Here is a 19,048-nt window from a genome sequence, read left to right on the forward strand (position 1 = left end):
GATCAGCGCCGGAGCGGGGTCCGGGCGGCCTCCGGTGCCCCGGCCTCCGACGGCGCGATCGTGACCGACCCGACCTTCGACGACGAGGAGCACCCCGATGACCGCAGCCCAGGACCCGCAGCGCGTGGCGATCGTGACCGGGGCCGCGCGCGGCATCGGGGCCGCGACCGCGCTGCGGCTGGCCGCCGACGGGTTCGCGGTCGCGGTGCTGGACCTGGAGGAGTCGGCCGCGGAGGGCACCGTGCGGGCCGTGGAGGCGGCGGGCGGTCGCGCGCTGGCCGTCGGGGCCGACGTCGCCGACTCCGGGCAGGTGTCCGCGGCGGTGGAGCGGGTGGCCGCCGAGCTCGGCGCGCCGACGGTCCTGGTGAACAACGCCGGCGTGACGCGGGACAACCTGCTGTTCAAGATGACCGAGTCCGACTGGGACACCGTCATGGGCGTGCACCTGCGGGGCTCGTTCCTGATGACCCGCGCCGTCCAGCAGCACATGGTGGCCGCGAAGTGGGGGCGCATCGTCAACCTGTCCAGCACGTCGGCGCTGGGCAACCGCGGCCAGGCCAACTACTCCACGGCCAAGGCCGGGCTGCAGGGGCTGACCAAGACGCTGGCCATCGAGCTGGGCAAGTTCGGGATCACCGCGAACTGCATCGCGCCGGGCTTCATCGTCAGCGACATGACGCGCGCCACGGCCGAGCGCATCGGGCAGGACTGGGACACCTACCTCGCCGCGCGGGCCGCGCAGATCCCGGTCAACCGGGCCGGGCAGGTCGAGGACATCGCCCACACCGTGTCGTTCTTCGTCAGCGACGGCGCGGGCTTCGTGTCCGGACAGGTGATCTACGTGGCCGGTGGTCCCAGGGCGTGACGGGCGCTCCGCCCGATCGGTGCTGAATCGGTACAGCGGCGGGTAGGCTCCTCCCCGTCGACCCGGAAGGAGCCCGCGTGCGCTTCATCTTCCGCCCGCCGGCGACCCAGGCCGCCGGGCTGCTGTCGCTGCCGTGGGACGTCCCGCTGGAGGACTGGCGCGACGACCACGTGCTGGAGGTCGCGCACCGCGGCATCTCGCGCCACGTGGTGCGCTTCGTGGAGGTCGACGGGCTGGTCTACGCGCTCAAGGAGATCGACGAGCGGCTGGCCCGCCGGGAGTACCGGCTGCTGGGCGAGCTGGAGTCGATGGGGATGCCGGCGGTGTCGGTGCTCGGGGCGTGCGTGGAGCGCCCGCACGACCTGGACGCCATCCTCGTCACCCGGTTCCTGGACTACTCGATGTCCTACCGGTACGTCTTCTCCCACGGCCACACCAGCCGCCCGACCGACCAGCTGATCGACGCCATGGTCGAGCTGCTGGCCCGGCTGCACCTGGCCGGGCTGTTCTGGGGCGACTGCTCGCTGTCGAACACCCTGTTCCGCCCGGACGCCGGCCACATCGTGGCCTACCTGGTCGACGCCGAGACCGCCGAGCTGCACGAGCGCCTCAGCGACGGCCAGCGCCGCTTCGACATCGACTACGCCGCCGAGCGCGTCGGCGGGGAGCTGTTCGACCTGCAGTCCGGCGGCCTGCTGCCCGACGACGTCGACCCGGTGCAGATCGCCGCGGAGCTGCCGCAGCGCTACGACGCGCTGTGGGACGAGCTGACCCGCGAGGAGCTGTTCCGCCCCGACGAGCAGCGCTACCGCGTGGCCGAGCGCCTCGAGCGGCTCAACGACCTGGGCTTCGAGGTCGACGAGCTGGAGCTGATCACCACCGACGACGGCGTGCGGCTGCGGGTGCACACCCAGGTCGCCGAGACCGGCCGCGACCGCCACCGCCTGTTCGTGCTGACCGGGCTGGAGGCGGGGGAGAAGCAGGCCCGCAGGCTGCTCAACGACGTGGTCAGCTACCGCGGCTACCTGGAGCAGCGCGAGGGGCGCCCGGTCCCGGAGACGGTGGCCGCGCACCGCTGGCGCTCCGAGGTCTACGACCGGGTGATGGCCATGGTCCCCGCCGAGCTGGGCGACCGGCTCGCCCCGGCCGAGGTGTTCCACGAGATCCTCGAGCACCGGTGGTTCCTGTCGGAGAAGGCGGGCAAGGACGTCGGCACCACCGCGGCGGCGCGCTCGTACGTCTCGGGGATCCTGCCGCGCACGCCGGCGACGATGACGATCCTGCCCGGTGCCGACGGCCTGCCCGGCGCGCCGTCGTGACCCGGCCGCTCAGACGGTGGCGCTGACGAACTCGCGGCCGTCCTCGTTGCGCACCACGACCCCGGCGACGTCCTCGGCGGCGACGATGGCCGAGCCGTCGACCGTGGCGCCCGCCGGGTCGGCGCCGGTGAGCCAGCCGCCGGCGAACTCCTCGGTGCCGTCCTTGGCGATGACCACGAGCTCGCAGCGCTCGCCGGCGGGGATGCCGCTGACGTCCGCGGACACCCGGACCCACCCGCGGGCCGGGGTGATCGAGGCGACGAGGCGGACGCCGCCGTCGCTGCCCTCCAGGACGCGGGTGCCCGGCTCGGGGGCGGAGGGGGCCGCGGTGACGGTGGTCTCCGGGGCGGTGGCGCGGCCGATGGCCACGGCGCCACCGGCCAGCGCGACGCCGGTGACCGCGGCGGCCACGCCCAGCGCGAGCCTGCGCCGCCCGCGCCGCGTGCGGGACTCGCCGCGGACCCGCCACAGCGCCCGCTGCAGCACGACGTCGGCGTCGGGGTGCGGGGGACCGTCGAGGAACATCTCCGGCGGGACCGCGTCGAGCATGTCGCTGGTCTGGCGCAGGTCGACCCATTCGCGGTGGCACTGCGGGCACACCGCGAGGTGGGCCTGGACCCGGGCGGCCTCCGGGCCCTCCAGCAGTCCGAGGGCGTGCGCCGCGACGTCGCCGCGGTCGTGGCCGTCGTTCACGGCGCCACCCCCTCGCTCTGGTCGATCGCCCTGCGCAGGGCCCGCAGTGCATAGTACGACCGCGACTTGACCGTGCCGGGCGGAACGCCGAGAGCCGCGGCGGCTTCACCCAGGCTGCGGCCGTGGAAGTACAGCTGCTCGAGCACCCCCCGGTGGTCCTCCGTGAGGGTGTCCATCGCGGCGCGCACGGTGACGGCCGTCGCGACCGAGTCGGCGTGGTCGCGCTCGACCGCGGGCTGCTGCGGCGACTCGGCGACCTCCAGCGGGCGGGCCTGCTTGGCCCGCATCCGGTCGATGACGAGGTTGCGCACCACCGTGAGCAGCCAGCCCCGGGTGGACCCCTTGCCGTTGGTCAGCACCTGCGGGTTGCGCCACGCCCGGACCAGGGCCTCCTGCACGACGTCCTCGGCCGCGGCCCGGTCGCCCAGCAGCCGGGTCGCGTAGGCCAGCATCGCGCGTCCGTGCTCGGAGTACACGGCATGCACGAGTGCCTCGTCGCTCGTCCCCGCCACTCACGGAAACGTAGTGGGGGCCACTGAACCCCTCTGCTGCGGGATCCGTGTCGGGGGCATGAGAACCGCGCCGCTGATGACACTCCTGGCCGTCGGCGTTCTGGGTGGCGCGCTCTTCGTGGCCAACACCGTCGGTTCACAGGAGTCACCCGCCGCCGAGAACACGACCGCCGCCGCGAACACCGCGGCGACCGCCCCACCGGCCGCGCCCCCACCCGCCGCCGCCGAGGGTGAGGCACCCGCCGCGCCCGAAGCGACCGGCCGTGAGGTCGACCTGTCGGGCGTGGAGGTCGCCGGCGCCGGGGAGGGCGGGGCCGAGGACGCGGCGGACGGCGAGGACGCCGCGCCCGCCGAGGAGGAGGCGCCCCCCGCCGAGGAGGACGCGCGCCCGCCGGAGAGCACGTTCGCCGGCGAGTCGAACGACGGGGCGTTGACCGTGGCCATCGCGGTCAACGGGAACGACGCCGCGGCCGTCGTCGCCGACGGCGAGACCGAGTTCGTGCTCGACGGCTCCGCCACCGCGAACGGGCTGGCCCTGAAGGACCGCACCGGCAAGGTCAAGCTCGACGGGGACAACCCCGGCGACGGGTTCACCGGTTCGGTCACCCTCGACGGCGAGCGGGTCCGCTACACCGCGGACCCGAGGAGCGTCGCGCAGGCCCGGGCCGACGGCCGCGCGGACGTGGGCGACGCCGCGGACCGGGTGGGCCTGTGAGCACCGGTACCGGCACCGGGACCGAGACCGACGCGGCGGCGCAGGGCGAGGCGACCACCCGCCTCGGGACCGGCCCGGACGGCGGCGGCGCCCGGGTCGACGACCCGACGGCGGTGACCCAGCCGATCCCGCTGGTGCCGCGGGGCCTCGGCGACGGGGGCCCGCCACAGCCCGCCGACGCCCCGCGAGGGCGCGGCGCTCCCCGCGGGACGCTGCTGATCGCGCTCGCGCTGGGCATCGGGGTGAGCGTGGGGCTCGGCGCCTACGGCCGCTTCCACGAGGCCACCGGGTCGGCGCTGAACCTGGCCGGCTTCTCCAGCGGCCTGGCCGCCAAGGCGTGGCTGGCGTCGCTGGCGTTCGTGTTCGTGCTGGTGCAGCTGGTCTCCGCGCTGCGAATGTACGGCAAGCTCGGTCGCGGCGGTGCCCGGACGGCCGCGCTGCACCGCTGGTCGGGCCGGGCGGCGGTGCTGGTCACCGTGCCCGTGGCCGTGCACTGCCTCTACGCGCTGGGGTTCCAGGACTTCGACACCCGCGTGCTGGTGCACTCGGCGGCGGGCTGCTTCTTCTACGGCGCCTTCGCCGCGAAGATGGTGCTGGTCAGCCGGGACGGCGCGCCGAAGTGGGCGCTGCCGGTGTTCGGCGGGCTCGTGTTCACCGTCCTCACCGCGGTCTGGACGACCTCGTCCGTGTGGTTCTTCAGCACGTCCGGGCTGGTCTTCTGATCGGGTCGCGGCCGCTCCCGCGCCGGCCGCTGCGGTCGTGGTGGTGTCCGGTTCCCGCCGTCGTCGCGCGTCGCCCGCGACTTCACCGGATCCTGCTGCGGCGCGTGGTGCACTCGAGGTGCTTCACCGTTCAACGCTTGGCCGTTCAACTTCTCGCTCTCCCCACCCGACCACCCCGAACCGATCCCGTGGAAAGGGCATCCCACCACCATGCCTGCCCCGTCCGAGACCCTCTCCCGCCGCTCCGTGCTGGCCGGTGCCTGCGTGACCTGCGCGGCCGCGGTCGCCGGCTGCGCCACCTACGGCCCGCCCACCGCGCCCGCCCCGGCTCCGGCGCCCTCCGCCGCGCCCGGTGCGGCCGCCCCGCCCGCGGGCGGTGCCCCCGCGCTGGCCCAGGTCGCGGACGTGCCCGTCGGTGGCGGGCTGATCGTCGGCGACACCGTCATCACCCAGCCGACCGCGGGCGAGTTCAAGGCGTTCTCCACCGTCTGCACCCACCAGGGCTGCGCGGTCAGCGAGATCGCCGACGGCACGATCAACTGCCTGTGCCACGGCTCGAAGTTCTCCGTCGAGGACGGCGAGCCGACCGACGGCCCGGCGAACACGGCGCTGCCGGCCAAGGAGATCACCGTCGAGGGGGAGTCGATCACCCTGGCCTGACGCGATCTCCGGGCACCCGTGGGTGCGCCGATTCACGGCGCGCACACGGGTCCGGGGCCGATGGGGCCTCTAGACTGCGTACCCATGGTCAGCGGCGCCGCGGGCAGCGCACGGGCGGGCAGCACAGGGGCGAGCGGACCGGACGGCGCCGCCACCGGCACGGTCGCCGCCCGGGCGGAGCCCGCCGAGCCCGAGCGCCTCGCGCTGGCCGCCGAGTTCCCCGCGGTCGGTCGCGACGACTGGCTCGACGAGGTCGACAAGGTGCTGCGCCGCACGGGCCGGATCGGCGCCGACGCCCCCCGCGGCGCCGGGTTCGACGCGCTCGTCCGTCCCACCCTCGACGGCATCCCGGTGGGCCCGCTCTACACCGCCGACGACATCGCCGGAGAGGCCGCTCCCGCCCGGACCGGCGTGCCGGGCGCGGCACCGTTCGTGCGCGGATCGCGCGCCCGCGGCCCGGTGCCCGACGGCTGGGACGTCCGCCAGCGCCACGCCCACCCCGATCCCGGGGCCGCCCGCGCCGCGGTGCTGGCCGACCTGGAGAACGGCGCCACCTCGGTGTGGCTGGCGGTCGGCGAGGGCGGCACGGCCGTCGCCGACCTGGCCACCGTGCTCGACGGCGTCCACCTCGACCTGGCCCCGGTCGTGCTGGACGCGCCGGACGCGCCGACCGCGACCGCGGCGGCCGAGGCGTTCCTGGCCCTGGCCGCCCAGCGCGGGGTGGCACCCGATGCCCTGCTCGGCTCGCTCGGACTCGACCCGGTGGGCGTGCGCGCCCGCACCGGATCCGGCCCGGGGCCGGACTCCGTCGTCGCGCTGGCCGAGCGGGTCGCCGGGGAGCACCCGAAGCTGCGCGCGATCGTCGTCGACGCGTTGCCGGTGGCCGGGGCGGGCGGGTCCGACGCCCAGGAGCTGGGGTTCTCGCTGGCCGCGGGAGTGGCCTACCTGCGCGCGCTCGTGGACGGCGGGATCGCCCCCGACCGGGCCGCCGAGCTGCTGGAGTTCCGCTACGCGGCCACCGTCGAGCAGTTCCCGACGATCGCGAAGCTGCGCGCCGCGCGCCGGCTGTGGTCGCGGGTGCTGCAGGCCAGCGGGATCGACCAGCCCCGCGGCCAGTTCCAGCACGCCGTCGCCGCGGCGACGGCGCTGAGCAGGCGCGATCCCTACGTCAACCTGCTTCGCGGCACCGTGGCCTGCGTCGCCGCCGGCGTCGGCGGCGCCGACGCGGTCACCGTGGCCCCGTTCGACGCCGCGATCGGCGCCGCCACGCCGTTCTCCCGGCGGATCGCCCGCAACACCCAGTCGCTGCTGGTCGAGGAGTCGCACCTGGCCCGGGTGCTCGACCCGGCAGGCGGCTCGTGGTTGGTCGAGTCGCTCACCGACTCCCTGGCCCGGGCGGGCTGGGCCTTCTTCCAGGAGCTCGAAGCCGCGGGCGGGGTCGTTCCCGCGCTCGACTCCGGCCTGCTGGCCGAGCGGGTCAGCACGATCCGGGCGAAGCGGGAGGCGGCCGCGGCCACCCGCCGCGCGCCGATCACCGGGGTCAGCGAGTTCCCCGACCTGGCCGAGAAGCCCGTCGAGCGCGAGCCGCTGCCCCCGGCCCCCGGGGGCGGGCTGCCGGTGTACCGGCCGGCGGCGGCCTTCGAGGAGCGGCGCGACCGCTCCGACGCCGCACTGGCCGCCACGGGTGCCCGCCCGCGGGCCTTCCTGGCCACGCTCGGCCCGCTGTCGGCCTACGCGGTGCGCGCCGGGTTCGCCCGCAACCTGCTCGCCGCGGGCGGTGTCGAGGCGGTCGAGGCCGGCCCCACCACCGGCCCGGACGAGGTGGTGGCCGAGTTCGCCGCGGCGGGCACCCCCGTCGCGGTGCTCTGCTCGACCGACGCCCTCTACGCCGAACGGGCCGCGGAGACGGCCGCCGCGCTGCGCGAGGCGGGCGCCGGGCTCATCCTGCTGGCGGGCGCGGCCGACGTCCCGGGTGTCGACGGGCGCCTCAAGGCCGGCGGCGACGCCCTGGCCACCATCGACGCCGTCTACGCGGCCATCGACGCGAGCAGCGGCACAGCCACCGGTACCACCGCCGACCGGGCTCTGGAGGAGTCATGAGCATCCCCGACTTCACCCGGGTACCCCTCGAGGCCGACGCGCCGCCGGGGGGCGGCCCGCCCGCGGCGAGCTGGGAGCAGGCGCTGGCCGGGGCCGAGCCGCCGCCGGTGTGGGAGGCGCCGGAGGGCGTCGCGGTCTCGCCGCTCTACACCGCCGACGACCTGGCCGACGTCGACTTCCTGGGCACCTACCCCGGGCTGGCGCCGTTCCTGCGCGGCCCGTACCCGACGATGTACACGACCCAGCCCTGGACCGTGCGCCAGTACGCCGGGTTCTCCACGGCGACCGAGTCCAACGCCTTCTACCGGCGCAACCTGGCCGCCGGGCAGAAGGGCCTGTCGATCGCGTTCGACCTGGCCACCCACCGCGGCTACGACTCCGACCACCCCCGCGTCGGCGGCGACGTCGGCATGGCCGGAGTGGCCATCGACTCCATCTACGACATGCGCCAGCTCTTCGACGGCATCCCGTTGGGCGAGATGTCGGTGTCGATGACGATGAACGGCGCGGTGCTGCCGGTGCTGGCGCTCTACATCGTCGCCGCCCAGGAGCAGGGCGTGGCGCGGGAGAAGCTGACCGGGACCATCCAGAACGACATCCTCAAGGAGTTCATGGTCCGCAACACCTACATCTACCCGCCGCAGCCCTCGATGCAGATCATCTCCGACATCTTCAGCTACACCTCGCGGGAGATGCCGAAGTTCAACTCGATCTCCATCTCCGGCTACCACATCCAGGAGGCCGGCGCGACCGCCGACCTGGAGCTGGCCTACACCCTGGCCGACGGCGTGGAGTACCTGCGGGCCGGGATCGACGCCGGGCTCGACGTCGACCGGTTCGCGCCCCGGCTGAGCTTCTTCTGGGGCATCGGGATGAACTTCTTCATGGAGGTCGCGAAGCTGCGCGCGGCCCGGTTGCTGTGGGCCAAGCTGGTGAACCGGTTCGAGCCGAAGAACGCCAAGTCACTCTCGCTGCGCACGCACTCGCAGACCTCCGGCTGGTCGCTGACCGCGCAGGACGTCTACAACAACGTGATCCGCACCTGCGTGGAGGCGATGGCCGCCACCCAGGGCCACACCCAGTCGCTGCACACCAACGCCCTGGACGAGGCGCTGGCCCTGCCCACCGACTTCTCGGCCCGCATCGCCCGCAACACCCAGCTGCTGCTGCAGCAGGAGTCGGGCACCACCCGGGTCATCGACCCGTGGGGCGGCAGCTACTACGTCGAGCGCCTCACCTACGACCTGGCCCGCCGGGCCTGGGCGCACATCGAGGAGGTCGAGGCGGCCGGCGGCATGGCCCAGGCCATCGACGCCGGCATCCCGAAGCTGCGCGTCGAGGAGGCCGCCGCGCGCACCCAGGCCCGCATCGACTCCGGGCGCCAGCCGGTGATCGGGGTCAACAAGTACGTCACCGACGTCGACGAGCAGGTCGACGTGCTGCGCGTGGACAACGCGGGCGTGCGCGCCGAGCAGCTGGCCAAGCTGCGCCGTCTGCGCGAGGAGCGCGACGACCGCGCCGTGGACGACGCCCTGCGCGCGCTGACGAACGCCGCGGCCGCGATCGCCGAGGGCTCCACGCGCACCGACGCGCAGAACCTGCTGGCGCTGGCCGTCGACGCCGCGGGCGCGATGGCCACCGTGGGCGAGATCTCCGACGCGCTGGAGAAGGTCTTCGGGCGCCACGCCGGCCAGATCCGCATCATCTCCGGGGTGTACTCCGAGGAGGCGGGGGCGAGCCCCGCGATCTCCAGGGCCCGCGAGCTGGTCGACGCGTTCGCCGCCGACGAGGGCCGCCAACCGCGCATCCTGGTGGCCAAGATGGGCCAGGACGGCCACGACCGCGGCCAGAAGGTGATCGCCACCGCGTTCGCCGACCTGGGCTTCGACGTCGACGTGGGCCCGCTGTTCCAGACCCCGGCGGAGGTGGCCCGCCAGGCCGTGGAGGCCGACGTGCACGTCGTCGGGGTCAACTCGCTGGCCGCCGGACACCTCACCCTGGTCCCGGAGCTGCGTGCCGAGCTGGCCGGGCTCGACCGCGCGGACATCATGGTCGTGGTGGGCGGGGTCATCCCGCCCGACGACTACGCGACGCTGGAGGAGATGGGCGCCGCGGCGATCTTCGGGCCGGGCACGGTGATCGCCGAGGCGGCGGTCGACCTGCTGGAGAAGCTGATCGCCCTGCACGGTGCCGATGACGCCGACGGTCCCGATGGGGCCGACGGCGCCGGCAGCGGCGGCACCGGGCGCTGATGGCGCGGAAGGTCGACGTCGCCGCGCTGGCCAAGGGTGTGCTGGACGGCTCGCGGTCGCTGCTGGCCCGGGCCATCACGCTGGTCGAGTCGCACCACCCCGAGCACCGCAGGGCCGCACAGGAGCTGCTGATGGAGCTGCTCCCGGCGGCGGGCGGGGCGCACCGGGTGGGCATCAGCGGGGTCCCCGGCGTCGGGAAGTCCACGTTCATCGAGGCGCTGGGCACCCGGCTGACCGGGGCCGGGCACCGCGTCGCCGTGCTCGCGGTCGACCCGTCCTCCACCCGCACCCGCGGTTCGATCCTGGGCGACAAGACCCGGATGACCGCGCTGTCCACCGACCCCGACGCGTTCGTGCGCCCCTCGCCCAGCGCGGGCACGCTGGGCGGGGTCGCCCGGGCCACCCGCGAGACGATCGTGCTGATGGAGGCGGCGGGCTACGACGTCGTGCTGGTCGAGACCGTCGGCGTCGGGCAGAGCGAGATCGCCGTCGCCGCCATGGTCGACACCTTCCTGCTGCTGACCATCGCCCGCACCGGCGACCAGCTGCAGGGGATCAAGAAGGGCATCCTGGAGATCGCCGACGTCGTCGCGGTCAACAAGGCCGACGGCGAGCACGAGGGCGACGCCCGCAGCGCCGCCGCCGACCTGGCCTCGGCGCTGCGCATGATGGCCCCGGCCGGCGAGTCCGCCGCGATCGACTGGCGCCCGCCCGTGCTGCCGTGCAGCTCGCGCACGGGCGCCGGCCTCGACGAGGTGTGGGAGGCCGTCGAGCGCCACCGGGCGGCGCTCGACCAGCACGGCGAGCTGGCGGGCAAGCGGGCCACCCAGCAGGTCGACTGGATGTGGGCGATGGTGCGCGACCGGCTCCTCGACCGGCTGCAGTCCGACCCCGGGGTGCGGGAGGTGCTGCCGCGCCTGGAGCGGGAGGTGCGCGCCGGCGAGCGCACGCCCACCCTGGCGGCGCAGGACATCCTCGACCGCCTCGGCCTCTGAGACCCCACCGGCGCCACGGCATAGGCTCGGGGTGTGACCGACCCGATCCCCGCCCGCGACCTGCGCGTCTCCGACGACGAGCGGCGCCACGTGATCGCGCTGCTGGAGCGCGCCACGGGGCGCGGCGTGATCGACCTCGACGAGTTCACCTCCCGGGTGGACACCGCGCTCGCCGCCCGCACGCGGGGCGAGCTGAACGCGGTGCTGGTCGACCTCCCCGGTCTCGTGCACCCCGATCGCCCGACCGGGCCCCCGGCCACCCGCGCGGCGGCGCCGCAGCGCCGCGCCGCCCGCGCGCCGGTGCCCGGGGGCGGGGAGCTGCTCAGCGCCCAGCTCGGGTCGGTGAACCGTCGCGGCCGCTGGGAGGTGCCCGGGCACCTGCGCATCCAGGTCGCCATGGGCACGGTCGAGCTCGACTTCACCGAGACCGACGTGCCCGCCACCGTGGAGATCGACTTCGACGTCACCGCGGGCTCGGTGGAGCTGCGCCTGCCCGAGCACGCCCGGGTCGACCGGGACGGGATCTCGGCCACGCTGGCCAGCATCGAGGAGAAGCTGCGCGGCGGCGACGGCAGCGGCCCGCTCTTCGTGCTGCGCGGGTCGGTGCGGGCGGGGTCCGTGGAGGTGAAGGGCCCGCGCCGCCGGTGGCTGCGCAAGCGCTGACGGTCCGGCGGGGCGCGCCGCCATCCGCCGCCCCGTCACCCCGGCGCGTCGTCGTCGTGGTGACGGTCCGTGTCCGTAGGGTCGGTGGTGTGCTCGGGGTAAGTCATGCAACGTCGGGTGCGGTCGTCGGGCTGGCGGTGGCGGGGTACGCGCCGCAGGTGGTGGGGATCGAGCCCAGCGCGGGCACGGTGGTGACCTTCGCCGCGGTGTGCGCCGGGGCCGCTCTGCTGCCCGACCTCGACCACCCCAACTCCATCGCCACCCGCCGGTTCGCGGCGGCGTCGTGGCTGGCCAGCCACGTGGTCCGGCCGCTGTCCGGGCTGCTCTACGACCTCACCCGGGGCCGGCGCGACACCGGGAAGGGCACCCACCGCGGCATCACGCACACCATCCTCGGCGCCGTGGCGCTCGGCATGACGATCAACCTGGCCTCGGCGCGCTGGGGCACGCCCGTTCTGGTGGGCACGCTGTTCATCTGCATCGCCCTGGCCATCAAGGGCCTGGACGCGCTGGTCCCCGGCCCGCCGTCGCTGGTCATCGCGGCCGGGCTCACCTACCTGGTGGAGGACGTCGTGCCCGGTGGCACGGTGGGCACCGCGGGCTGGCTGGGCACGGCGGTGACGATCGGCATGGTCGTGCACTCGGTGGGCGACGCCATCACCGAGAGCGGGGCCCCGCTGCTGTGGCCGCTGCCGATCCGGCGGCGCCGCTGGTACCCGGTGGGCAGCCCGCGACCGCTGCGGATGCGCACCGGCGGCTCGGTGGAGGCCTGGGTGGTCGCACCCGCGCTCACCGTCGCCACGTTCGTGCTCGCCGCGCTCGTCGTGCCCGGGCTGGCCCCCTGGCTCACCGAGGTGGGCCAGCAGGCCTACCGACTCGTGTCCGGCGCCTGACGGGGGAGAATGGCGCCATGGCCGCACGTGAGCTCCCGTCCCGCCCCGTCGTCGGCGTCCTGCACCCCGGCGCGATGGGATCGGCGGTGGGCTCGGCGCTCAAGACCAGGGCCTCCGCGGTGATCTGGGCGGCGGCGGGGCGCAGCGTCACCACGTCGCGGCGCGCCGAGCTGGCCGACCTGGTCGGCGTGGCCGACCTGGCCGCGGTCGCCCGCCGCGCCGACGTGATCGTGTCGGTGTGCCCGCCGCACGCGGCCCGCGACGTCGCCGAGCAGGTGGCGCGGGCCCTCGACGGCCGCCCCGAGCGGCCCCTCTACCTCGACGCCAACGCCGTCTCCCCGGACACGGTCCGCGGCATCGGCACCCTCCTCGGGCCCGAGCACGTCGTCGACGGCGCGATCATCGGCCCGCCGGCCTGGGAGCCGGGACCGGCGCTGCTGTGGCTCTCCGGCCCGGCCGCGCCGGTCCTCGAGCGGCTGTTCGCCGGCACCGCCTTCCCGGCCCGGGTCCTGGACGCCGAGCTGGGCACGGCGAGCGCGCTGAAGGCCTGCTTCGCGCTGCAGAGCAAGGCCCTCGCGGCGCTGCGGCTGGCGATGGCGGACGCCGCCGAGCGCTACGGCGTCACCGCCGCGCTGCGCGAGGAGCTGGTCCGCACCGGCGGCGAGCAGCTCGCCGACGGCGTGCCCCCCGGGCTGGCCTCGAAGGCGTGGCGGTTCGAGGGGGAGATGCGCGAGGCGGCCGCGGCGCTGGCCGCCGTGGGCGTGCCCGACGGCTTCTCGCTGGCCGCGGCCGAGGTCTACCGCGGGCTCGCCGCGGTCGACCCGACCGACCGCGCCAACGAGTGGGGCCTGCGCGGCTGAGCGGTGCCGGCCGGGCCGCCGGTCAGGGGTCGACCGCCGCCGCGCCCGAGGGCGGGTGGGGCGGCGGCGGTCGCCGACGAAGCATCCGCGGTCGCCGGGCAGGGTGCGGCACGGGGACGGTCCGGGGACGGCGGGGCCGGCAGAGTGCACGCGACCAGCTCGGCCCGGTCGCGGACACCCGTCGCGCACCCGGGACCGATGCCACCCGAAGGTGTCGAGCGGACCTGGTGGCTCGACACGCTGGGTCCACCAGGTGATTGATCTCGTTGGTCAGGCCCGGGAGGCTTCCCGCGCCCCGAGGTGTGGGAGCTGAGGGGCACCGTCCAGGCGACGCGGTAGTCGTCCGGGTCGATGTCGTAGGCCTGCGGTGAAGTGCGGACGTGAAGGCCGGTGACGATTTCCGCGACCTGTTGGCGCTGCTCGGGGGACAGTTCGCCGCCCGTTGCCAGACAGGCGTCGACGACCGCGGTCAGTCCGTGGTCGTCGGGGCCCGACGACGCCCGAACCGTCCGCGGGCATCCTGCCGGCCCCGATGCATACCGCAGCGCATGGAGGGCGGCTGCCTGGGTGCGGTCTCCGAACCACTGGTGCAAGCTCGTCGGATCGGGGTCGTCCTCGCGCGGGCTGCGCCGACCATCGCCCTTCTCCTGCTGCCTGCGGTTCGCGTACTCCTGCTGCGCCACCGAGCGGGAGAACCTGCTCCGGCTGAGGATGTCCAGTGCCCGCAGCAGGGCGTCCTCATCGTGCTGGTACGAGCCGGCCACCTCCTCCAGGAGGCTGAGCGTGGCGTGCCGGCCGAGCGGCTGGTGACTCACGGCCGCGACGGTATCCCGGCCGTCCATCACCCGGCCAGGCCTGCGCGACAGCCGCTAGCCCGTCGGCCCGAACCGCTCCACCCGGATCGCGGGCACCGGGACCCCGGCCTCGACCAGCACGGCCGTGGCGGCGTCGGCGAAGCCCGGGGAGCCGCACACGTAGACGTCCTCGCCCCCGCGGACCAGCCCGGCCAGGTCGGCCACGGCCAGCCGGCCGGCGGCTCGCCCCGCGCCCGGCGGGGCCTGGCGCGTGTAGAGCACCGTGGTCTGCGGCCCGACGATCTCCTCGGCGTAGTACAGGTCCTGCGGTGAGCGCGCCGAGACCACGAGCCGGACGAGGTCGGCGCGCCCGGTGAGCCGGGCCTGGCGCAGCATCGACATCAGCGGGACCACCCCGGACCCGCCGCCGACCAGCAGCGCGGGGGACGTGCCTGCCCAGGCGAAGAACCCGCCGATCGGGCCGCGGACCTCCAGCTCGTCGCCGGGCTCGACGACGTCGCAGAGGTAGCCCGAGACCTCCCCGTCGGCGAGCCGCTCGACGGTCAGCTCGATGTGCCCGACCGGGGGCTCGTCGAAGCCGTCGGCCGGTGCCGAGGCCACCGAGTACGACCGCGACGCGGTGTACCCGTCGGGCGCGGTGAGGCGCACGACGTAGTGCTGGCCGGCCAGGTGCGGGCGCGCGGTGGGCAGCTCGAGCCGCAGGGTGCGCGCGGACCGGGTCTCGTCGCGCACCGAGCGCACCACGGCGTCCTGCCAGCGCAGCGTGGCGCGGTGGGTGGTGCCGTACGGGGTGGTGCTCACGGTCCTCCGGTCGTCCGGTGGCGGCGGGCCCGGATGGACCGCTAGTCGCCCTGGTAGCGCTGCTCCTGCCAGGGGTCGCCGCGGTCGTGGTAGCCGTTGCGCTCCCAGAAGCCCTGCTCGTCGTGGTCCATCAGGCGCAGCCCGGAGACCCACTTCGCGCTCTTCCAGAAGTACAGGTGCGGCACCAGCAGCCGGGCCGGGCCGCCGTGCTCGGTGGTCAGCGGCGCGCCGTCGGCGTCCCACACGACCCAGGCCTTGCCGTCGGTGACGTCCTCCAGCGGCAGGTTCGTGGTGTAGCCGGTGTGCGAGACGGCCATCACGTGCGTCGCCGTGGGGAGCGGCCCCGCCGCCGCCAGCAGCGTGTCGACCGAGACGCCGTCGAAGGTCATGTCGAACTTGGACCAGGTCGTCACGCAGTGGATGGCGCCGGCGTAGCGCGAGGGCGGCAGCGCGTGGATCTCGTCCCAGGTCCAGCTGACCTCGTTCTCGACCAGCCCCTCGACGGTGAACGTCCAGCGCTCGGTGCCGATGCGCGGGGTGGCCTCGGCGTGCAGCACCGGCCAGTCGTCGCGCGCGTCGTACTGACCCGGTGGAAGGCGCGGGTCGCGCTGCGCCCTCGACCGGCCGAGGAACCCTCGTGTGGTGGCCATGTCCGCTCCCTCCGGGCCGGGACGCCCCGACCGAAGACCTTGCCAGCACCGGGTGCAGCGCGCGAGGGGGTGTGATGTGTTCCCGCGGTCGGGTCGTGCGGTCGCTACCCGTCGGTGCGGCGGGCCCCGAGCCAGGCGAGCAGGGCGGCCAGCGCGTCCTCGGTGACGGCGCCGGGGCGGTCGGAGCCGAGCCGCTCGGCGGCCGCGGCCCGCGCCCGCACGGCCAGGAAGGCGGTGCCGACCGCGGTCACCAGCCCGATCACCGCGGGCACGGCCGGGTCGTCGCCGCCGCGGGTGGCGACCGCGCCCGCCACCACGGCGCCCGCGGCGGCACGGGGGAGCAGCGCGGGCAGCCCGGTGCGGGTCGGGGTGGCCGGCAGCTTGTCGCCGACGAGCTCGCCCGCGGCCGCGAGTGCGCTCAGCGCGGTGCCGGTGCGCCCGCCGAGCCTGCCCGCCACGGCGCCCCGGTCGCCGGGCCCGGACGTGGCGGCCAGCGCGGCGATGCCCGCGGTGCTGCGCGAACCGCTGGCCGCCCCGAGCGCGACGGCGCGCAGCAGCGCCGCCGGTCGCGGCGGGCGCACCGGCTCGCGCTGCTCGGCGACGCGGGCCACGGCGGCCAGGGTGGCGTGCGCGGCCAGCCCGAACAGCAGCGCGCCCGCCGCTCCGGCGACGCGCCCGGCGCCCGAGCGCGGCACGGGCAGCGGCCCGGCCCCGGCCAGCACCGCGGCGGCGGCCAGCAACGGCCCGCCGAACACCACCGGTGGGCGCACGCCCGCGGCGCGCAGCACGCCGGCCAGCCCGCCGACGGCGACCCCCGAGACGGGGCCGGCCAGCGCGCCGAGCGGGGCGAGCGGACCCTTGGGCCCGTCGGGGGTGGTGACGCGGTCGGCGGCGACCAGTCCGGCGGCGGTGAGCGCGGCCGTGCCTGCGGCGCCGGCGGCGGCCCCGCGCGCCAGCCCGCGGGTGATCGAGGTCATGGGGCGAGCACCTCGTTTCCGGTGGTGTCGGTCAGGTCGGTGGCCAGCAGCCGGTCGATGAACTCCGCCTGGGCGGGCACCAGCTTGCGGCGGGCGGTCTCGGGGTCGAACCAGGCGGCCCGGTCGATCTCGGGGAAGCTGCGCCGCTTGCCCGACCGCGGCGGCCACTCCAGCTCGAAGGTGCCGGGGGTGATGTGCTCGGCGTCGAAGTCGGCACCCAGGGCGAACACGGTGATCTGCTTGCGCCCGCTGCGCTGCTGCACCGAGCCCAGGTCGTGCAGCGGGCCGGCGGGCGGCGGCGAGCCGAGCTCCTCGGCGAACTCCCGGACGGCGGCGTCGCGCGGCTCCTCGTCGGGCTCGTGCTCGCCCTTCGGGATGGACCACGCCCCGTCGTCCTTGCGGGCCCAGAACGGCCCGCCCATGTGCCCGAGGAGCACCTCGATGCCCGCGCCGTCGCCGGCCGGCCGGAAGAGCAGCAAGCCCGCGCTGAGTACCGCCACCCGCAGCAGCATTCCAGACCGACCGGGGGTGCGCGGGACCGGCGGTCAGGAGCGGCGCTCGTCCCGCCAGGCGATCCACTCCTTGAGCAGCCCCAGGTCGTAGTCCGGGCCACCGACGCCCACGGTGAACAGCGTGGCCCCCGCGGCGACGAGGTCGTCGGCGACCTCGCTCGGCGCCTTGCCCACCCCGATGGACCGCTCGATCCGGCCGGGGTCGCGGCCCACGTCGGCGCAGTGGCCGTCGAGGATGCCGTTCTTGCGGACGAGGGTGTCGACGTCGCCGAAGCTGTGCCAGATCTGGGCGTGCTCCGCGGTGTAGCGCAGGGTCTTGCGCTCGCCCCCGCCGCCGATCAGGATCGGGATCTCGCGGGTGGGCGCGGGGTTGAGCTTGGCCCACCGCGACCGGATGCGGGGCAGGGCCTGGGCGAGGTCGGCCAGCCGCGAGCCCGCGGTGCCGAACTCGTAGCCGTACTCGTCGTAGTCGCGCTCGAACCAGCCCGCCCCGATCCCCAGGATGAGCCGGCCCCCGCTGATGTGGTCGACGGTGCGGGCCATGTCGGCCAGCAGCTCCGGGTTGCGGTAGCTGTTGCAGGTGACCAGCGCGCCGATCTCGACGCGGCTGGTGGCCTCGGCCCAGGCGCCGAGCATGGTCCAGCACTCGAAGTGCTCGCCGTCGGGCTCGCCGTAGAGCGGGAAGAAGTGGTCCCAGTTGAACACGACGTCGACGCCGGCCTCCTCGGCCTCGGCGACCGCGCTTCGGATGCGGGCGTACTCGGCGTGCTGGGGCTGCAGCTGGACACCGATCCGGACGGGATGCGTCATGGAGATCATCCTTTCACCCGGACGTGCCGACGGCTCGGCCGGAGCGTGCCCGTATCGTGCTCACCCGGGGTCAGTGTCGGTGCACCGCCGGTTCCCGGGGCGGTGGGCGGACGGCTCGAGCACGGCAAGGAGCACGGCTGCATGAATCCCGAGGAGAGCGCCGACATGTTCGGCGGGGGAGCGTCGGGCACCGAGCGCCCCGGGCGCCGCGGCCCGACCATCGGGTCGGACGGTGCGGTGACACCGTCGGGCGGCACCACGGGCGGGCCCCTCCTGCCCGCTCAGGGCTTCGGCACCGACCTGCCCGCGGTCCCCGGCACGAGCTGGGCCTGGGACGGCGGTGTCCTGCCCGCGTCGATGCCGGCGCTGCCCGAGCAGCGCGCCGACTCCTCGCCCGCGGGCCTCCCGGAGGACGAGGAGAGCAGGCTGGGCGCCGGACCGACCTCGGTCGTGCGGCCCTACGTCCGCACGGGCGGACGCACCCGCTCCAGCCTCGACCTCTCGCTGGAGACCCTGGTCTCGGTGCTGCCCAAGGACGTGCCCTACCAGCTCCCCCTCGACGAGCACGCCGTGCTGGAGATCTGCCGCGAGCAGTCGCGCTCGGTGGCCGAGGTGGCCGCGCTGCACCGGATCCCGATCGGCGTGGCCAAGGTGATCATCGGGGACCTGGCCGCGGCCGGGCTGCTGGCCGTGCACCGCTCGTTCGCCGCGACCGGCCCCGACCTGGCGCTGATGGAGCGCGTGCTGGGCGGGCTGCGCCGCATCTGAGCCGGACCCGGGCGGGTCAGGACTCGGCGGCGGCCTCCGCGGTGGCCTCGGCGGTGCTGCCCTTCGGTCGTCCGCCGCGGCGCATGTTGCCGTTGGTGGTGCGGCGGGTGGGGTCGATCAGCCGCTTCCACTTGCCCTGCGCGGCCTGCCGGCTGCTCAGCTGCGCCTGCACGGCGTCGGCCACCTTGGCCCAGGTCAGGCCGTCGGCACGGAGCTTGCGGATGAGGTCGCGCTCGTAGTAGTCGGCGAGGCGCCGCATCTCCTGGCACAGGGCGTACCAGGCGGCGGCGCCGTCGTGGGTGAGGTCGCCGAGCTTGGCGCGCTCCTTGAGCTCGTCGAGCTGCTCGGTGATCGACTGCCGCTTGCGGGCGATGGCGGGGTCGGCGCGCTCCAGCCAGCGCTGCGCCTCCTCGTAGTTCATGAGTCAATCTTACATTGACGCCGTCTTCCTGTCGATCTTTCGACG

The 19,048-nt window shown here is 75.4% G+C and carries 20 protein-coding genes; 12 read left to right on the forward strand and 8 right to left on the reverse strand.

All coding sequences use genetic code 11. The features are described 5' to 3' along the window. The first annotated feature begins 97 nt into the window (after positions 1-97). Together fabG and KDL28_RS27105 are read left to right on the forward strand one after the other, a co-directional pair. Positions 98-865, forward strand: coding sequence for a 3-oxoacyl-ACP reductase FabG (gene fabG / locus KDL28_RS27100; protein WP_252442956.1), 768 nt, complete (start codon positions 98-100; stop codon positions 863-865). Between the two features lie 77 nt (positions 866-942). After that, positions 943-2,184 (forward strand): DUF4032 domain-containing protein, encoded by a 1,242-nt coding sequence (locus KDL28_RS27105; RefSeq protein ID WP_252442958.1) that lies wholly within the window; start codon positions 943-945, stop codon positions 2,182-2,184. 9 nt (positions 2,185-2,193) lie between these two features. Here the strand turns inward: KDL28_RS27105 and KDL28_RS27110 are convergent, their stop codons facing one another. Both KDL28_RS27110 and KDL28_RS27115 read right to left on the reverse strand, forming a co-directional pair. Continuing rightward, positions 2,194-2,877: a zf-HC2 domain-containing protein gene (locus tag KDL28_RS27110; protein ID WP_252442960.1), complete on the reverse strand. Its 684-nt coding sequence runs from the start codon at positions 2,875-2,877 to the stop codon at positions 2,194-2,196. Beyond that, positions 2,874-3,389 carry a sigma-70 family RNA polymerase sigma factor gene (locus tag KDL28_RS27115; protein ID WP_308216069.1) on the reverse strand — a complete coding sequence of 172 codons (516 nt, stop codon included), beginning with the start codon at positions 3,387-3,389 and terminating at the stop codon, positions 2,874-2,876. Before KDL28_RS27115 ends, KDL28_RS27110 begins: the two co-directional genes overlap by 4 nt. A 76-nt stretch (positions 3,390-3,465) precedes the next feature. On the opposite strand from KDL28_RS27115, the gene KDL28_RS27120 reads away from it, so the two are divergent. The 9 genes from KDL28_RS27120 to KDL28_RS27160 all read left to right on the forward strand — a co-directional run bounded on the left by KDL28_RS27120 (position 3,466) and on the right by KDL28_RS27160 (position 13,249). Then, positions 3,466-4,104: a hypothetical protein gene (locus tag KDL28_RS27120; protein WP_252442962.1), complete on the forward strand. Its 639-nt coding sequence runs from the start codon at positions 3,466-3,468 to the stop codon at positions 4,102-4,104. Continuing rightward, a complete protein-coding gene (locus tag KDL28_RS27125; RefSeq protein WP_252442964.1) occupies positions 4,101-4,826 on the forward strand; it encodes a DUF6529 family protein in 726 nt (241 codons plus the stop codon). The genes KDL28_RS27120 and KDL28_RS27125 overlap by 4 nt, the downstream gene beginning before the upstream one ends. 210 nt (positions 4,827-5,036) lie before the next feature. Further along, positions 5,037-5,486, forward strand: coding sequence for a Rieske (2Fe-2S) protein (locus KDL28_RS27130; protein WP_252442966.1), 450 nt, complete (start codon positions 5,037-5,039; stop codon positions 5,484-5,486). A gap of 84 nt (positions 5,487-5,570) precedes the next feature. Beyond that, positions 5,571-7,586 carry a methylmalonyl-CoA mutase family protein gene (locus KDL28_RS27135; RefSeq protein WP_252442968.1) on the forward strand — a complete coding sequence of 672 codons (2,016 nt, stop codon included), beginning with the start codon at positions 5,571-5,573 and terminating at the stop codon, positions 7,584-7,586. Then, positions 7,583-9,838: a methylmalonyl-CoA mutase gene (gene scpA, locus KDL28_RS27140; protein WP_252442970.1), complete on the forward strand. Its 2,256-nt coding sequence runs from the start codon at positions 7,583-7,585 to the stop codon at positions 9,836-9,838. The genes KDL28_RS27135 and scpA overlap by 4 nt, the downstream gene beginning before the upstream one ends. Next, positions 9,838-10,833 (forward strand): methylmalonyl Co-A mutase-associated GTPase MeaB, encoded by a 996-nt coding sequence (gene meaB, locus KDL28_RS27145; RefSeq protein WP_252442972.1) that lies wholly within the window; start codon positions 9,838-9,840, stop codon positions 10,831-10,833. Before scpA ends, meaB begins: the two co-directional genes overlap by 1 nt. A 33-nt stretch (positions 10,834-10,866) precedes the next feature. After that, on the forward strand, positions 10,867-11,496 hold the full coding sequence (locus KDL28_RS27150; protein ID WP_252442975.1) for a DUF1707 SHOCT-like domain-containing protein: 630 nt from the start codon (positions 10,867-10,869) through the stop codon (positions 11,494-11,496). A gap of 89 nt (positions 11,497-11,585) precedes the next feature. Beyond that, a complete protein-coding gene (locus KDL28_RS27155; RefSeq protein ID WP_252442977.1) occupies positions 11,586-12,389 on the forward strand; it encodes a metal-dependent hydrolase in 804 nt (267 codons plus the stop codon). Positions 12,390-12,406: 17 nt separating this feature from the next. Next, positions 12,407-13,249 carry a DUF1932 domain-containing protein gene (locus KDL28_RS27160; RefSeq protein ID WP_252442980.1) on the forward strand — a complete coding sequence of 281 codons (843 nt, stop codon included), beginning with the start codon at positions 12,407-12,409 and terminating at the stop codon, positions 13,247-13,249. Positions 13,250-14,118: 869 nt separating this feature from the next. Here KDL28_RS27160 and KDL28_RS27165 read toward each other — a convergent pair. The 5 genes from KDL28_RS27165 to KDL28_RS27185 all read right to left on the reverse strand — a co-directional run bounded on the left by KDL28_RS27165 (position 14,119) and on the right by KDL28_RS27185 (position 17,823). Continuing rightward, positions 14,119-14,865, reverse strand: coding sequence for an FAD-binding oxidoreductase (locus tag KDL28_RS27165; RefSeq protein ID WP_252442982.1), 747 nt, complete (start codon positions 14,863-14,865; stop codon positions 14,119-14,121). 41 nt (positions 14,866-14,906) lie between these two features. Further along, positions 14,907-15,515, reverse strand: a complete 609-nt coding sequence (locus KDL28_RS27170) for a sulfite oxidase-like oxidoreductase (protein WP_252442984.1) — start codon at positions 15,513-15,515, stop codon at positions 14,907-14,909. A 104-nt stretch (positions 15,516-15,619) separates the two neighbouring features. Then, positions 15,620-16,492, reverse strand: a complete 873-nt coding sequence (locus KDL28_RS27175) for a hypothetical protein (protein WP_252442986.1) — start codon at positions 16,490-16,492, stop codon at positions 15,620-15,622. Then, entirely contained in the window at positions 16,489-17,004 is a 516-nt protein-coding gene (locus KDL28_RS27180; RefSeq protein WP_252442988.1) for an NUDIX hydrolase, read from the reverse strand. The genes KDL28_RS27175 and KDL28_RS27180 overlap by 4 nt, the downstream gene beginning before the upstream one ends. A gap of 33 nt (positions 17,005-17,037) precedes the next feature. Then, on the reverse strand, positions 17,038-17,823 hold the full coding sequence (locus tag KDL28_RS27185; RefSeq protein ID WP_252442990.1) for an LLM class F420-dependent oxidoreductase: 786 nt from the start codon (positions 17,821-17,823) through the stop codon (positions 17,038-17,040). A gap of 132 nt (positions 17,824-17,955) precedes the next feature. Between KDL28_RS27185 and KDL28_RS27190 the strand changes: the two genes are divergently transcribed. Then, a complete protein-coding gene (locus KDL28_RS27190) occupies positions 17,956-18,582 on the forward strand; it encodes a DUF742 domain-containing protein (RefSeq protein ID WP_252442992.1) in 627 nt (208 codons plus the stop codon). Positions 18,583-18,598: 16 nt separating this feature from the next. Here KDL28_RS27190 and KDL28_RS27195 read toward each other — a convergent pair whose 3' ends face one another. Continuing rightward, on the reverse strand, positions 18,599-19,003 hold the full coding sequence (locus KDL28_RS27195) for a hypothetical protein (RefSeq protein ID WP_252442994.1): 405 nt from the start codon (positions 19,001-19,003) through the stop codon (positions 18,599-18,601). Positions 19,004-19,048 lie beyond the last annotated feature (45 nt).

The sequence above is a fragment of the Pseudonocardia humida genome (assembly GCF_023898865.1).
Taxonomy (GTDB): Bacteria; Actinomycetota; Actinomycetes; order Mycobacteriales; family Pseudonocardiaceae; genus Pseudonocardia; species Pseudonocardia humida.

What these genes read in the sequence shown, in the direction of transcription:
- fabG (WP_252442956.1), top strand. Translation starts at nt 98, where the DNA reads ATGACCGCAGCCCAGGACCCGCAGCGCGTGGCGATCGTGACCGGGGCC.
- KDL28_RS27120 (WP_252442962.1), top strand. Translation starts at nt 3,466, where the DNA reads ATGACACTCCTGGCCGTCGGCGTTCTGGGTGGCGCGCTCTTCGTGGCC.
- KDL28_RS27130 (WP_252442966.1), top strand. Translation starts at nt 5,037, where the DNA reads ATGCCTGCCCCGTCCGAGACCCTCTCCCGCCGCTCCGTGCTGGCCGGT.
- KDL28_RS27135 (WP_252442968.1), top strand. Translation starts at nt 5,571, where the DNA reads ATGGTCAGCGGCGCCGCGGGCAGCGCACGGGCGGGCAGCACAGGGGCG.
- scpA (WP_252442970.1), top strand. Translation starts at nt 7,583, where the DNA reads ATGAGCATCCCCGACTTCACCCGGGTACCCCTCGAGGCCGACGCGCCG.
- meaB (WP_252442972.1), top strand. Translation starts at nt 9,838, where the DNA reads ATGGCGCGGAAGGTCGACGTCGCCGCGCTGGCCAAGGGTGTGCTGGAC.
- KDL28_RS27160 (WP_252442980.1), top strand. Translation starts at nt 12,407, where the DNA reads ATGGCCGCACGTGAGCTCCCGTCCCGCCCCGTCGTCGGCGTCCTGCAC.
- KDL28_RS27170 (WP_252442984.1), bottom strand. Translation starts at nt 15,515, where the DNA reads ATGGCCACCACACGAGGGTTCCTCGGCCGGTCGAGGGCGCAGCGCGAC.
- KDL28_RS27175 (WP_252442986.1), bottom strand. Translation starts at nt 16,492, where the DNA reads ATGACCTCGATCACCCGCGGGCTGGCGCGCGGGGCCGCCGCCGGCGCC.
- KDL28_RS27180 (WP_252442988.1), bottom strand. Translation starts at nt 17,004, where the DNA reads ATGCTGCTGCGGGTGGCGGTACTCAGCGCGGGCTTGCTGCTCTTCCGG.
- KDL28_RS27185 (WP_252442990.1), bottom strand. Translation starts at nt 17,823, where the DNA reads ATGATCTCCATGACGCATCCCGTCCGGATCGGTGTCCAGCTGCAGCCC.
- KDL28_RS27190 (WP_252442992.1), top strand. Translation starts at nt 17,956, where the DNA reads ATGAATCCCGAGGAGAGCGCCGACATGTTCGGCGGGGGAGCGTCGGGC.
- KDL28_RS27195 (WP_252442994.1), bottom strand. Translation starts at nt 19,003, where the DNA reads ATGAACTACGAGGAGGCGCAGCGCTGGCTGGAGCGCGCCGACCCCGCC.